General features: G+C 67.1%; 9 protein-coding genes and 2 tRNA genes. 10 read left to right on the top strand and 1 reads right to left on the bottom strand.

Annotation, left to right across the window (positions count from 1 at the left end):
- From dnaA to KZI27_RS01130, 10 genes are all read left to right on the top strand, one after another.
- Entirely contained in the window at positions 1 to 1,455 is a 1,455-nt protein-coding gene (gene dnaA, locus KZI27_RS01085) for a chromosomal replication initiator protein DnaA (RefSeq protein WP_123311288.1), read from the top strand.
- A 407-nt stretch (positions 1,456 to 1,862) separates the two neighbouring features.
- Positions 1,863 to 3,008, top strand: coding sequence for a DNA polymerase III subunit beta (gene dnaN / locus KZI27_RS01090; RefSeq protein ID WP_111083683.1), 1,146 nt, complete (start codon positions 1,863 to 1,865; stop codon positions 3,006 to 3,008).
- Positions 3,009 to 3,078: 70 nt separating this feature from the next.
- Positions 3,079 to 3,966, top strand: coding sequence for a phosphogluconate dehydrogenase (NAD(+)-dependent, decarboxylating) (gnd, locus tag KZI27_RS01095; RefSeq protein ID WP_222658971.1), 888 nt, complete (start codon positions 3,079 to 3,081; stop codon positions 3,964 to 3,966).
- A gap of 31 nt (positions 3,967 to 3,997) precedes the next feature.
- Complete coding sequence (gene recF / locus KZI27_RS01100; protein WP_222658972.1) at positions 3,998 to 5,314, top strand: DNA replication/repair protein RecF; 1,317 nt, start codon at positions 3,998 to 4,000, stop codon at positions 5,312 to 5,314.
- Positions 5,314 to 5,814, top strand: coding sequence for a DUF721 domain-containing protein (locus KZI27_RS01105; RefSeq protein ID WP_123311284.1), 501 nt, complete (start codon positions 5,314 to 5,316; stop codon positions 5,812 to 5,814). Before recF ends, KZI27_RS01105 begins: the two co-directional genes overlap by 1 nt.
- Before the next feature lie 133 nt (positions 5,815 to 5,947).
- The gene (gyrB, locus tag KZI27_RS01110; protein ID WP_222658973.1) at positions 5,948 to 7,951 is read left to right on the top strand and encodes a DNA topoisomerase (ATP-hydrolyzing) subunit B; all 2,004 of its coding nucleotides are present in this window, start codon (positions 5,948 to 5,950) and stop codon (positions 7,949 to 7,951) included.
- A 133-nt stretch (positions 7,952 to 8,084) separates the two neighbouring features.
- Positions 8,085 to 10,742: a DNA gyrase subunit A gene (gene gyrA, locus KZI27_RS01115; protein WP_222658974.1), complete on the top strand. Its 2,658-nt coding sequence runs from the start codon at positions 8,085 to 8,087 to the stop codon at positions 10,740 to 10,742.
- Complete coding sequence (locus tag KZI27_RS01120) at positions 10,735 to 11,142, top strand: DUF3566 domain-containing protein (protein ID WP_027466922.1); 408 nt, start codon at positions 10,735 to 10,737, stop codon at positions 11,140 to 11,142. Before gyrA ends, KZI27_RS01120 begins: the two co-directional genes overlap by 8 nt.
- A 75-nt stretch (positions 11,143 to 11,217) precedes the next feature.
- Positions 11,218 to 11,294 (top strand) — tRNA-Ile (locus tag KZI27_RS01125).
- 55 nt (positions 11,295 to 11,349) lie between these two features.
- Positions 11,350 to 11,422: transfer RNA gene (locus tag KZI27_RS01130), tRNA-Ala, on the top strand.
- Between the two features lie 306 nt (positions 11,423 to 11,728).
- On the opposite strand, the gene KZI27_RS01135 is transcribed toward KZI27_RS01130, so the two are convergent.
- Positions 11,729 to 12,304 carry a hypothetical protein gene (locus KZI27_RS01135; RefSeq protein WP_123311278.1) on the bottom strand — a complete coding sequence of 192 codons (576 nt, stop codon included), beginning with the start codon at positions 12,302 to 12,304 and terminating at the stop codon, positions 11,729 to 11,731.
- Positions 12,305 to 12,313: the final 9 nt, after the last annotated feature.

Consider the following 12,313-nt stretch of genomic DNA (forward strand, 5'->3'; position numbering starts at 1 on the left):
ATGACGATGCCGGCCGACCCCGTCGAGGACCTCTGGTCATCCGTACTCGGAATCCTCGCCGAGGACCCCCGCATCACGCCGCAGCTCCACGGGTTCCTCAACCTGGTCGAACCGAAGGGCGTCCTCGCCGGCACCCTGTACCTCGAGGTCCCCAACGACCTGACCCGCGGCATGCTCGAGCAGCGGATCCGCATCCCGATCACCGAGGCCGTCGCACGCATCGGGGACGACACGGTCGCGAACTTCGCCATCACCGTGAACCCGGACATGGCGTCCGAACCGCGCGTCGACCCGAACGTGCCGGAGTACGCCGAGCCCGTGCAGGAAGCGGTGGAGCAGAGCGCCGCACCCCGCCAGTACATCGAGGCACCCTTCGTCCCGAGCCAGATCGACTCCCCGGGCACGAGCGGACGGCCCGAGTCGCGGCTCAACCCGAAGTACAACTTCGACAACTTCGTCATCGGCTCGTCGAACCGCTTCGCGCACGCCGCAGCGGTCGCGGTCGCCGAGGCACCGGCGAAGGCCTACAACCCCCTCTTCATCTACGGCGACTCCGGGCTGGGCAAGACCCACCTGCTCCACGCCATCGGGCACTACGCCGAGAGCCTCTACCCGGGGATCCGCGTCCGGTACGTGTCGAGCGAGGAGTTCACCAACGACTTCATCAACTCGATCGCGAACAACCGCTCGAACCAGTTCCAGCAGCGCTACCGCGACATCGACATCCTGCTCATCGACGACATCCAGTTCCTGCAGGGGAAGGACTCCACGCAGGAGGCCTTCTTCCACACGTTCAACACGCTGCACGACCACAACAAGCAGGTCGTCATCACGTCCGACGTGGCACCGAAGCACCTGACCGGGTTCGAGGACCGCATGCGCTCCCGCTTCGAGTGGGGCCTGATCACCGACGTGCAGGCGCCCGAGCTCGAGACGCGCATCGCGATCCTCCGCAAGAAGGCGCAGTCCGACCACCTGCAGGTACCCGACGACATCCTCGAGTTCATGGCGTCGAAGGTGTCGAGCAACATCCGCGAGCTCGAGGGGACGCTCATCCGCGTCACGGCGTTCGCGAGCCTGAACCGGACGGCCGTCGACATGGCCCTGGTGCAGACCGTCCTCAAGGACCTGATCACCCTCGACGAGGACAACGTCGTCGCGCCGACGGACATCATCAACCACACCGCGGAGTACTTCAAGCTCTCCGTCGACGACCTGTACGGCTCGTCCCGGTCCCAGGCGATCGCCACCGCTCGGCAGATCGCGATGTACCTGTGCCGCGAGCTCACGAGCCTGTCCCTGCCGAAGATCGGGCAGCTGTTCGGCAACCGCGACCACACCACGGTCATGTACGCGAACAAGAAGATCACGGAGCTCATGAAGGAGCGCCGGTCGATCTACAACCAGGTCACCGAGCTCACGAGCCGCATCAAGCAGGACCGTCGCTACCGCTGAGATCGGCCCGTCTCCGGGCGCATCCACCATCTGAGACGGTTCCATGGGCCGGAGTTCTCACAGTGTGGATAGCCTGTGGATAACTGTGGAGGACACGCCGCCCGGTTGTTCACAGCGAGGGGGCATCCTGTGGAAACTGGGGATGGAAGTGGATAGATGAGATTCATTCATCCCGATGCCCCCCACAGACCACCCACAAGTCACAACGGTGTAGTTCCCTACGGCCGAGCGGCATGCACAGGGTTATCCACAGTGTGCACAGGCGTTAACACCATTACTCCTGGTTAACGATCCATCTCCGCGGGACAACCTTGTGGACGGCTGGATGACAAGAAATCCGGCCCACGTCCGCCTGTGCCAGAATGGGGCGGCCGGACAGTCCAAGCCGATCGACAGGGGTTCCAGCTGTGAAGTTCGAGGTCAACCGGGACGTCTTCTCCGAAGCCGTCTCCTTCGCGGTGAAACTCCTCCCACAGCGCACGACCCTCCCGATCCTGTCGGGTGTCCTGATCCACGCCGACGGCGATCGTCTGACGCTCTCGTCGTTCGACTACGAGGTCTCGGCGCAGACGTCGATCTCCGCGCAGATCGACGACCCGGGCACGGTCCTGGTCTCCGGCCGGCTCCTGAACGACATCGCGAGCCGACTGCCGAACGCCCCGGTCACCTTCACGACCGAGGACTCGAAGATCTCGGTCTCCTGCGGATCGGCGCACTTCACGCTGCTGTCCATGCCGGTCGAGGAGTACCCGACGCTGCCCGAGATCGGTCCGCAGACCGGGGTGATCCCCGGCGACGCGTTCTCCGAAGCCGTGTCGCAGGTGGCCGTCGCCGCGAGCCGCGACGACGTCACCCCCGTCATCACCGGTGTCCAGCTCGAGGTCGGCGACAACGACCTGTCGCTCATCGCCACCGACCGCTACCGCGTTGCCGTCCGGACCATCGCGTGGGACTCCGGCCGCGTCGGATCGGACCCGCTGCACGCGCTCGTCCCGGCCCGCACCCTGCAGGAGGTCGGCCGGACCTTCGGGTCGGCGTCAACCGTCTCGGTGTCGATCAGCGGCAACTCGGACCGTGAGCTCATCGCGTTCCACGCCGACGACAAGACCGTCACGTCCCTGCTCATCAAGGGCAACTACCCGCCGGTCCGTCGGCTCTTCCCCGAGAACGTCAACGACCACGCGGTCATCAACACCGCCGAGCTGGTCGAAGCCGTCCGACGGGTCTCACTCGTCCTGGAGCGCGAAGCAGCGCTCCGGTTCTCCTTCACGGTCGACGGGCTCACGCTCGAGGCGATCGGATCCGAACAAGCGCAGGCGTCAGAGTCGATCAGTGCGTTGCTGACCGGAGAGGAAACGGTGGTCTCGCTGAAGCCCGCCTTCCTCCTGGACGGACTGAACGCGGTGCACTCCGAGTTCGTCCGCATCTCCTTCACCAAGACGGAGAACCCCAACAAGCCGGGCCCGGTGCTGATCACCGGCCAGACTTCGCAAGAGGCTGCCGCGACCGATGGATACCGGTACCTGCTGCAGCCCAACCTGCTGCTGCGATAGGCGCAACAGGAACACTGCGCTGACCCACCACCTTCGGCCTCAGCGCGACGACGAAACAGAAGAGGAAATCATGCACATCGGTCTTGTCGGCCTTGGTCGCATGGGCAACAACATGCGTGCCCGTCTCCGCAACGCAGGGATCGAGGTCACCGGTTACGACGCCAACCCCGCCGTCTCCGACGTCGCGAGCCTCGCAGACCTGGCGAGCGCCCTGCCCGAGGGTCAGCGACTCGTCTGGGTGATGGTGCCGCACGGCAAGATCACCGACGACGTCATCACCGAACTCGCCGGCGTCCTGAACGAGGGCGACCTCGTCATCGACGGCGGCAACTCGAAGTGGCTCGACGACACCACGCACGCCGAGCAGCTCGGTGCGCGCGGCATCCGGTACATGGACGTCGGTGTCTCCGGCGGCGTGTGGGGCAAGGACAACGGCTACGGCCTCATGGTCGGCGGTGACGTCAAGGACGTCGAGTTCGCGATGCCGGTCTTCGACGCACTGCGCCCCGAGGGCCCGCGCGAAGAGGGCTTCTCGCACGCCGGCCCGATCGGCGCCGGTCACTACGCCAAGATGGTCCACAACGGCATCGAGTACGCGATCATGCAGGCGTACGGCGAGGGCTACGAGCTCCTCGAGGCCAAGGACCTGATCACGGACGTCCCCGCGGTGTTCGCCGGGTGGCAGCGCGGAACGGTCGTCCGTTCCTGGCTGCTCGACCTCATGGTCCTGGCCCTCAACGAAGACCCGAAGCTCGACGAGCTCGAGGGCTACGTCGAGGACTCGGGCGAGGGTCGCTGGACGCTGGAAGAGGGCATCGAGCTCGCCGTGCCGATGCCGGCACTGTCGGCGTCGATCTTCGCGCGCTTCGTCTCGCGTCAGGGCAGCGCGTCCCCGACGATGAAGGCCGTCGCGGCGCTCCGCAACCAGTTCGGCGGTCACGCCGTCAAGAAGTCCTAGGACCACCCGGGGAAACCCGGACTCGGCCCGCGTGCACGTCGACCATCTCCAACTCACCGACTTCCGGAACTACCGGGAGGCGGACGTCGACCTCGCACGCGGGCCGAACCTGTTCGTCGGACGGAACGGGCAGGGCAAGACCAACCTGGTCGAGGCGATCGGGTACCTGTCCACGCTCGGGTCCCACCGCGTCCCCACCGATGCCGCACTCGTGCGGCAGGGCTGTGACGCCGCGATCGTCCGGGCACGACTCGCGCACGAGGACCGCAGCATCCTCGCCGAGGTGCAGATCAACCGCACGGGTGCGAACCGTGCGCAGGTGAACCGGTCGGCGATCAAGCCCCGTGAACTCCCGCGCTACTGCACCTCCGTGCTTTTCGCGCCCGAGGACCTCGCCTTGGTCCGCGGCGAGCCGGCCGGCCGCCGACGCATGCTCGACGAGCTGCTCGGCCAGATCGCACCGCGGATGCAAGGGGTCCTGGCCGACTACGACCGGACGCTCCGACAGCGGAACACCCTGCTCAAGTCGGCCCGGGCCACGGGAGCGAAGGCGAACGCCCTGTCGACGCTGGACGTCTGGGACGACCGACTCGTCGGACTCGGTGCCGAGATCGTCGCCGCGCGCGACCACCTGACCCGGCGGCTCGCACCGTTCGTCGCCGAGGCCTACGCGACGGTCGCCGGTGAGCACCACGACGCCTCCATCGCCGGGGTGCGCTCCATCCGCGGCGGTGACCCGGAGGCCGCGGCTGCGACGGACCCCGTGCTCGGGACACCGGACGAGCCGGTCACGGTCGCGGCGGCGGCCGAGGCGTTCGCGGCGGCACTCGAGCGACGCCGCCGGGACGAACTCGACCGCGGACTCACCCTCGTCGGCCCGCACCGCGACGACGTGTTGTTCCAGCTGAACGGGTTACCTGCCCGTGGATACGCCAGTCATGGTGAATCCTGGTCGTTCGCGCTCGCGATCCAGCTGGCGAGCGCGTCGATCCTGCGGGCGGAGTCGAACCTCGGTGACCCGATCATCATCCTCGACGACGTGTTCGCCGAACTCGACGAATCCCGACGCGAACGGCTGGGCAACGCGGTGGCGGACTACGAGCAGGTCCTCATCACGGCGGCGGTGTTCGGCGACGTCCCCGCGCAGCTGGCGGCGCACACGGTGCGGATCGAGGCGGGCACGATCGTGACCGACGAGGCGGGCGCGAGCCGCGCCTCCAGTCCGGAGACGGACGCGACCAACGCGACCAACGCGACCAACGCGACCGACGCGGCCGACGCGGCCGACGCGACCGACGCGACGGAAGCGACCGACGCGACGCCGACGCCGCCGGAAGCCGACTCCTGATGCCCCGCCCCTGGAAGCCGACGGAACCGTCCCGCGTCTACCGCCACCTCCGCGCCGTCTTCGGCGACCCGTCGAAGCGCGGGGTGGACGCCCGCCGCCGTCGCTCCCGCGAGTTCGACGCCGACACCGTCCCCTACGGCCGTGGCCGTGAACCCCGGGGACTCGGCGACGTCGTCGGATCCCTGGCCAACGAACTCGGGTGGACCGAACCCCTGGCCCGCTCGGAGCTCTTCGTCGACTGGCCCAGCGTCGTCGGCGAGGAACTCGCGAAGCACTCCACCCCGGTGACCATCGACGATGGTGCGCTGGTCATCCGGTGCGACTCGACGGCCTGGGCGACACAGCTCCGGCTCATGCGTGCGAGCGTCACGACGACGATCGCCGAGCGGCACCCGGAAGCCGGGGTCGAGTCGATCCGGGTTTCGGGGCCGGACGTCCCCACCTGGAAACGCGGCCCCAGGACGGTCCAGGGGCGCGGTCCTCGCGACACCTACGGTTGAGCCGACGAAATCATCCTACGGTGCCAAAAAAGCCCGTCTGCGGGCCGGATGAGCCCTCGAAAGAGGGGCCTCTGCGGTAGACTGGGAGGTGCAGTGCGCGGGCGTTCCGCGCGCAGGCAGGAGCACGCTCGACATGGCATCAGAATCTGAAGACGACCCGCAGAACCCGCTCGACGCGGAGACCCCGCAGAGCGAACCGTCCTACGGAGCAGACCAGATTCAGGTGCTCGAGGGGCTCGAGGCGGTCCGCAAGCGTCCCGGTATGTACATCGGTTCGACGGGGCCCCGCGGTCTGCACCACCTGGTCCAGGAGATCGTCGACAACTCCGTCGACGAGGCCCTCGCCGGGTACTGCGACACCATCGACGTCACCATCCGTGAAGACGGTGGCGTCCGCGTGGTCGACAACGGCCGTGGCATCCCGGTCGGCATCCACGCGGCCGAGGGCGTCTCGACCGTCCAGGTCGTCCTGACCGTCCTGCACGCCGGCGGCAAGTTCGGCGGCGGCGCGTACGCGGTCTCCGGTGGTCTGCACGGTGTCGGTTCGTCCGTCGTGAACGCGCTGAGCTCCGAGCTCGACGTCGAGGTCCGCCAGCAGGGCCACGTCTGGCGCCAGAGCTACACCGACGGCGTCCCGGTCGCACCGCTGACCAAGGACGAGCCGTCCGACGAGCACGGCACCACGATCACCTTCTGGCCGAACGCCGAGATCTTCGAGACCGTCGTCTTCGACTACGAGACCCTGCGCACGCGCTTCCAGCAGATGGCCTTCCTCAACAAGGGCCTGCGGATCAACCTGCGCGACGAGCGCACCCCGGAAGAAGGGGAAGAGGCTCGCAACGACTCCTTCATGTACGAGCGCGGTCTCGCCGACTACGTCGAGTACATCAACGCGCAGAAGAAGGCCGACCTCGTCCACCCGGACGTCATCGGCTTCGAGTCCGAGGACACCGAGCGCAAGATCGCGCTCGAGGTCGCGATGCAGTGGAACACCTCGTACCAGGAGAGCGTCCACACCTTCGCGAACACGATCAACACGCACGAGGGCGGCACGCACGAAGAAGGCTTCCGTGCTGCGCTCACGACGCTCGTCAACCGCTACGCGCGCGAGACGAAGATCATCAAGGAGAAGGACGACAACCTCACGGGTGACGACATCCGTGAAGGACTGACGGCGGTCATCTCCGTGAAGCTCGGCGAGCCGCAGTTCGAGGGCCAGACGAAGACCAAGCTCGGCAACACCGAGGCGAAGTCGTTCGTCCAGCGCGTCGTCGGCACCGAACTCACGCACTGGTTCGAGAGCAACCCGACGCAGGCCCGCGACGTCGTCCGCAAGGCGATCCAGGCGTCCCAGGCACGGCTCGCGGCCCGCAAGGCCCGTGAGACCACGCGTCGCAAGGGCCTGCTCGAGTCGGGCGGCATGCCCGGCAAGCTGAAGGACTGCCAGTCGAAGGACCCGACCCTGTCGGAGATCTTCATGGTCGAGGGTGACTCCGCCGGCGGTTCCGCCGTGCAGGGCCGCAACCCGATGACCCAGGCGATCCTGCCCCTGCGCGGCAAGATCCTGAACGTCGAGAAGGCGCGGCTCGACCGTGCGCTCGCGAACCAGGAGATCCAGTCGATGATCACGGCGTTCGGCGCCGGCATCGGTGAGGACTTCGACCCGGACAAGGCCCGGTACCACAAGATCGTGCTGATGGCCGATGCCGATGTCGACGGCCAGCACATCACCACGCTGCTGCTCACCCTGCTGTTCCGCTACATGCGTCCGCTCATCGAGCGCGGCTACGTGTACCTCGCGCAGCCGCCGCTGTACCGCCTGAAGTGGTCGAACGCGGCGCACGAGTACGTGTTCAGCGACCGGGAGCGCGACGCCCTGATGCAGTCGGGCATCGCCGCCGGCAAGCGGATCCCGAAGGACAACGGCATCCAGCGCTACAAGGGCCTCGGCGAGATGGACTACAAGGAGCTCTGGGACACCACGATGAACCCGGACACCCGCACGCTCCTGCAGGTCACGCTCGAGGACGCCGCCGCGGTGGACAGCACGTTCTCGACGCTGATGGGTGAAGACGTCGACGCACGTCGCCAGTTCATCCAGCAGAACGCCAAGGACGTCCGCTTCTTGGACATCTGAACAGTCTCGACATCTCGACCCGGCCTGGAGGCGCGGTGCCAGCCGCGTGCTCTGGTCCGGACCACCTGTGGTCGCGTCCACCGCGACGAACGTCACCACGGCCTCCCGGCCGTCAGAAAGGTAACGCAAGCCAATGGCTGACGACAACGAGAACGCCCCCGACGAGCAGCCCGAGATCGTCCACGGCGACAGCGGGGACATCGTCGTCTCCGGTGACCGCATCTCACAGGTCGACCTGCAGCTCGAGATGCAGCGTTCCTACCTCGACTACGCGATGTCCGTCATCGTCGGACGTGCACTGCCCGAGGTCCGCGACGGCCTGAAGCCGGTGCACCGCCGCGTGATCTACGCGATGTTCGACGGCGGGTACCGCCCGGACCGTGCGTTCTCGAAGTGCTCCCGCGTCGTCGGTGACGTCATGGGGCAGTTCCACCCGCACGGCGACTCGGCGATCTACGACGCGCTCGTCCGCCTGGTGCAGCCGTGGTCGCTGCGGTACCCGCTCGCGCTCGGCCAGGGCAACTTCGGCTCGCCGGGCAACGACGGCGCCGCTGCTCCGCGGTACACCGAGACCAAGATGGCACCGCTCGCCATGGAGATGGTCCGGGACATCGACGAGGACACCGTCGACTTCCAGGACAACTACGACGGTCGGACACAGGAGCCCGCGATCCTGCCGGCTCGGTTCCCGAACCTGCTGGTCAACGGCTCCGTCGGCATCGCGGTCGGCATGGCGACGAACATCCCGCCGCACAACCTGCGCGAGGTCGCCGAGGGCGCGAAGTGGGCGCTCGACAACCCCGAGGCCACGCGTGAGGAACTCCTCGCCGCGCTCATGCAGCGGATCAAGGGACCGGACTTCCCGACCGGTGCGCAGGTGCTCGGCACCAAGGGCATCCAGGACGCCTACCGCACCGGCCGTGGTTCGATCACGATGCGCGCCGTCGTCAACGTCGAGGAGATCCAGGGCCGCACCTGCCTCGTCGTCACCGAGCTGCCGTACCAGGTCAACCCGGACAACCTCGCGATCAAGATCGCCGACCTGGTCAAGGACGGCAAGCTCGCCGGCGTCGCGGACATCCGCGACGAGACCTCGGGTCGTACCGGCCAGCGCCTCGTCATCGTGCTCAAGCGCGACGCCGTGGCCAAGGTCGTGCTGAACAACCTGTACAAGCACACGCAGCTGCAGGAGAACTTCGGCGCGAACATGCTCGCGATCGTCGACGGGGTGCCCCGCACCCTGCCGCTCGACGGGTTCATCTCGGCGTGGGTCGCGCACCAGGTGGACGTCATCGTCCGCCGCACCCAGTTCCGCCTCCGCGAAGCCGAGAAGCGCGCGCACATCCTGCGTGGCTACCTCGCAGCACTCGATGCCCTCGACGAGGTCATCGCGCTCATCCGCCGGTCGCCCGACGTCGAAGAGGCCCGCACCGGCCTGATGGACCTGCTGTCCGTCGACGAGATCCAGGCGCGCGCGATCCTCGAACTCCAGCTCCGTCGCCTGGCTGCCCTCGAGCGCCAGAAGATCCACGACGAGGCCGAGGAACTCGAGCGCAAGATCGCCGACTTCCAGGACATCCTGGGGTCGGAGACCCGGCAGCGCACGATCATCCGCGACGAGCTCGAGGAGATCGTCGACCGCTTCGGCGACGACCGCCGCACCGAGATCATGCTCGGCTACGACGGCGACATGTCGATGGAAGACCTCATCCCCGAAGAGGAGATGGTCGTCACCATCACCCGCGGCGGGTACGTCAAGCGCACGCGCAGCGACCAGTACCGCTCGCAGCACCGCGGTGGCCGTGGCGTGCGGGGCGCCCAGCTCCGCGCCGACGACATCGTCGAGCACTTCTTCGTCACGACGACGCACCACTGGTTGCTGTTCCTGACCGACCAGGGCCGGGTCTACCGCGCCAAGGCGTACGAGCTGCAGGAAGCCGGCCGCGACGCCAAGGGCCAGCACGTCGCGAACCTGCTCGCCATGCAGCCGGACGAGCAGATCCAGCAGGTGCTCGACATCCGTGACTACGAGGTCGCCCAGTACCTCGTGCTCGCGACCGAGCACGGCCTGGTGAAGAAGACCGCGCTCACCGAGTACGACACGAACCGCACCGGCGGCATCATCGCGATCAACCTGCGTGACGGCGACAAGCTCCGGCAGGCACTGCTCGTCGACGAGCACGACGACCTGCTGCTCGTCTCACGTCAGGGCATGTCGCTCCGGTTCACCGCGACGAACGACACCCTGCGGCCGATGGGCCGATCGACCTCCGGCGTGAAGGGCATGTCCTTCCGCGAGGGCGACTCGCTGCTCGCAGCACGGGTGGTCTCGGACGACGGTTTCGTCTGGGTGATGACCGAGGGCGGCTACGCCAAGCGCACCTCCGTCGACCAGTACCGCATCCAGGGTCGTGGCGGGCTCGGGATCAAGGTGGCCAAGTTGGCCATGGACCGGGGCGACCTTGTGGGTGCTCTCATCGTCGGTGAGGACGACGAGGTGCTCGTCGTGCTGCAATCGGGCAAGGTGGTAAGGTCTGCCGTGGCCGAGGTGCCCGCCAAGGGCCGTGACACGATGGGTGTCGTCTTCGCGAGGTTCGCGGAGAACGACAAGATCATCGCCGTGGCCCGGAACACAGAGCGGAACCTGGACGACCAGGACGACGCCGAGATCGAGCCCGCGGGCCCGGTGGAGACGGTCAGCCCTGCCGAAGCGGCCCCGGACTCCACTGATCCCATCGACACCGCGCCCGTCGAAGACGAGGCCGGAGAGGACCAGTCAAGCAATGAGTAGTGTCGCCGAGAAGCTCCAGAAGAAGGCGAAGCGACCCGTCGGCACCCGCCAGGTGCGGTTGCGGCTGGTCTACGTCGACTTCTGGTCGATGGTGAAGCTCAGCTTCCTCATCGCCCTGGCCGGCAGCATCGTGATCGTGGTCGCCACGGCGCTGGTGTGGGTCATCCTCAACCAGACGGGCGTGTTCACGCAGGTCGACGCCCTGTTGAAGGACGTCACCGGGCAGAACAGTTACTCGATCATGGACCAGTTCTCACTGGGTCAGGTGCTCGGGTTCTCCATCGTCGTGGGCATCCTCAACGTGGTCGTCGGCACCGTGCTCGGCGCCATCGTGAGTGTCCTCTACAACCTCAGTGTCCGCATCACCGGCGGCTTGCTCGTCGGCTTCACGAACAACTGACACACCCGGGCCGGGTGGGCCGACCGCTCGATTTCGTTCTGCGAGATCCGTACGGTAGGCTTTCATCCGGTCTGAGGGGCTATAGCTCAGGCGGTTAGAGCGCTTCGCTGATAACGAAGAGGTCCAAGGTTCAAGTCCTTGTAGCCCCACCAGTTCTCCGGAACACACGACAATTCCATCCCGTCGCCGAGCACCTCGGTGACACCCGGGGCCTTAGCTCAGTTGGTAGAGCGCCTGCTTTGCAAGCAGGATGTCGGGAGTTCGATTCTCCCAGGCTCCACTCGTGAAAGCCCCTGGTTGACGCCTTCGTCGTCTGCACAGGGGCTTCGTTCTGTGCCCATGCGCGCCGTCGCCTCGGTGGCGCGTTCGTCGTGCGTGCTCGGTTCGGGCGTGTGCCGCTGCGTCGAGGTTCCGAGATCTCGGCATCTCGAGCTCGCCGCGGGCCACCTGTGGAACCTCGGCGGGTAGCGGACGGCATGTCGTGGAACCTCGGCGCCGTCGGACGGGCGTGTCCTCGCAGCACCGGGCCCGGGAACGACGAAGGGCCCCGGCGGGGTGCCGGGGCCCTTCGTACGAACCGTGGAGGTCAGGCGGCGGGCTTCTCCGCCGTGTCAGCGTCGTCGGCGACCCAGAGGTCGTCGTCGGCACGGAGCGTCTGGTACGCGGCGTACGCAGCACCAGCAACGGCGACGACGCCGACGATGATGAGTGCGACACCGCCGAAGCCGATGCCCTTCTTCTGCTGCGACGGAACGTACTTCACAGCAGCCTTCTTGGCCTTCTTGCCCTTCTTCTGGGCGTTCTTCACGATCTTCTTGACCCGGGGGTCCTTCGCGAGGTCGGTGACGCTCAGCACGGAGCCAGCGGTCGACACCAGTCCGGGGATGACCTCGGACTGGAACTTGTGCGAAGCACTCTGTGCTGCGGACGTCGCAGCGTGTACCCCGGTCGCGACCGCGGGACGGATCCCGTTGTCGATCGCGTTCTGCACACGAGGGGCGATGTCCTTGCGGGCTGCGTCGGCTGCGTTCGACCGGGCTTCCGCCAGGATCGCGTTCGCGTGCTCGAGGACCTTGCGCTGCTCTCCGAGGAGCGAGGCGGTCTGGCCCTTGAGCTTCTTGATCTGCTTCCGACGCTTGCGCGGGATCTCGATCGTCGTCATCTGGTACCT

Source organism: Curtobacterium sp. TC1 (genome assembly GCF_019844075.1).
Lineage (GTDB): Bacteria > Actinomycetota > Actinomycetes > Actinomycetales > Microbacteriaceae > Curtobacterium.